This window comes from Marinobacter gelidimuriae (assembly GCF_000372805.1).
Classification (GTDB): Bacteria; Pseudomonadota; Gammaproteobacteria; order Pseudomonadales; family Oleiphilaceae; genus Marinobacter; species Marinobacter gelidimuriae.
In genome coordinates this window covers 1-2461 of sequence record NZ_KB889834.1, presented here as the reverse complement: position 1 = coordinate 2461, position 2461 = coordinate 1, and the positions used below count along the sequence as shown (strand labels likewise).

1 protein-coding gene is annotated in these 2461 nt (G+C 48.9%); it reads left to right on the top strand.

Translation table 11 applies throughout. The annotated features are described in order from the left end of the window. The first annotated feature begins 73 nt into the window (after positions 1-73). Positions 74-2092, top strand: a complete 2019-nt coding sequence (locus tag A3OI_RS21005) for an IS4 family transposase (protein ID WP_323806866.1) — start codon at positions 74-76, stop codon at positions 2090-2092. Positions 2093-2461: the final 369 nt, after the last annotated feature.

Genomic DNA, 2461 nt, shown 5'->3' with positions numbered 1-2461 from the left:
AGGGCGCTGCCGACACGGCTGCTCATCGCGGCCGTGCGCTGCGCGCCGCGGCCTCAGCGGGTCATCCGGTCGGCTGAGCTTCATTGCTAATCAGGATACATTTTCAGCGCTTAGTCGGCGGGAATTAGCCCATACGATTTGCGAACATCTGGGATGGCACACCGCCAAAGGTGAAAGCAAGATCCAATCCTGCCTGGGCGTACTGGAAAGTTTAGAAAAACTGGGCATTCTCTCCTTACCGGAAAAAGACAAGTCAAAACAAAGAGGCCCGCAAAAGAAAATCGTCTGGACCGATCAGACACATGAGCAGCTCGCGCTTGATGATGATCTTAATAAATTGACCCCGATTCGCCTGCACGTTGCTTCAGAAAAAGACGACATCAAACAATGGAATGAGTCTGTCGACAGATACCACTATTTGGGTTATAAGCGCCCGATAGGCCCGCACCTACGCTATTTCATTATTGACAATCAGGAAAGAAAATTAGGCTGCCTATTGTTTTCATACGCCGTTAAAAGCCTACTTTGCCGTGACGAATGGATTGGCTGGCAAGAAAAATCACACAAGAAACATTTGGATTTAGTGGTCAATAACAATCGATTTTTGATATTCCCCTGGGTAAAAGTGAAGAACCTGGCGTCTAAGGCCTTGTCCATGGCCTCACGACAACTCGCCGATGACTGGAATGAGCGCCATGGTTATAAACCGGTACTGCTAGAAACCTTTGTCGACCTGACAAAATTTGAGGCGACCTGCTATCGAGCCGCCAATTGGCATTATCTCGGCCATACTGAAGGGCGTGCAAGCACTAAGAATTCACCGGGCAAAACCCAAAAGGGCGTTTATATCTACCCACTGGTCCACAATGCCAAGTCCATACTGATCAACGGGGCCAAGCCCCCAGCAAAAATACACAAGCGCCCATCAATCAGTGCGCCGAAGCCGTTAACGTCAGCGGATCCTTTCGTTCAGCTGTGGCAACGCATTATGGGGACTGTCACCACCGTCGCCCATGACTTTGACCGACAATGGCAAAAACGCCAACGCGTTCTCAACACACTGTTGATCATGCTTTTCATCTTTCGATTGGTTTTCTCACACAACAAACAAGGATACGCCATCACCATTGCGGAGCTATGGGATCAGTGCCGAACAATGAACATACCCTTGCCTCAAGCGACCCCGGTTGCGCCATCAGCCTTTTGTAATGCCCGAGCGAAACTGGACGAAAACATATTCAAGATATTACACGCTGAGATTTTGCAACATTACGACAGCCCCTCTAACAACGACCGCTGGCAGGCACACCGAATTTATGCGGTTGATGGATCGAAGATAAATTTACCACGTCAATTGCTCAACCATGGTTATCGAACCCCATCCGATAATGCGCACTATCCCCAAGGTACGCTTAGCTGTTTATACCAGCTAAAAACAAAAACCCCGGTGGACTTTGAGCTTGCGGCGCATGCCGACGAAAGAAAACTGGCGCTCAGGCACTTGGCGTCACTCTCTGAGAATGACGTGGTGGTTTATGACCGCGGCTATTTCTCTTATGGCATGCTTTACGAGCACAGAAAGTACGGCATTCATTCCATATTTAGGATGAAAACCAAAGCGAGCAAAGCTGTGGACAACGTCATCGCCAGCAGCGCAACGGATAAGATTATTCAGGTTATCCCGAGCAAGGATGTTAAAATGACACTGCGCGAGCGATATCCAGACGCCCATTGTGGACCGATAACACTGCGGGTTGTGAAATATACGGTTGCCGGCACCACCTATATTCTGGGAACCACACTGCTTGACCAACAAAAGTATAGAATTGAAGATCTTTCAAATGTTTACCATTCACGCTGGGGCATAGAGGAGCTTTATAAGATATCCAAGCAGCTGATGAAAATAGAAGAGTTTCATGGCCAAAGTGAGCGCGGCGTAAAACAAGAACTTTATGCACACTTTGTCTTGATCACCCTGACAAGGATATTTTCAAATCACAGTGAAGATGGTTTCAATAAAAAAAGTAGCGCCGATGAAGCGCCTCAAATAAAAGCTAACTTTAAGCTTGATTACCGTGGCCAGAAATATTGAGGGCCTGCTACTTCAACAGGCAAAACTGGTGACGGAGACTATCAACTGTGTTGTCGCAAGTATTTCCTCTGTTCGGCAGAAACTGCGCCCCAACAGGTCTTATGATCGGCGTTCCAGAAAGCCCATCGGAAAATGGAAGCCACCCAAGCCGGCCAAACCCACCGGAAGCCAACTACCCATCGCCGTTTAGTCGTCAGATTGGCAGAAAGCCCATCGCCGGGAACCGAATCCTTAAGTGAATAGGTTTTTTTGTTAAGTGAATGCCATTGGGGGTGGATGGTCCGCAGTCCGAGGATTTCACCGCGTTATTGGCCTCGTGGTCGAAGGAGATGGAGCAACGTGGCCTGGCGGTGGCCACGCGGAGTGCCT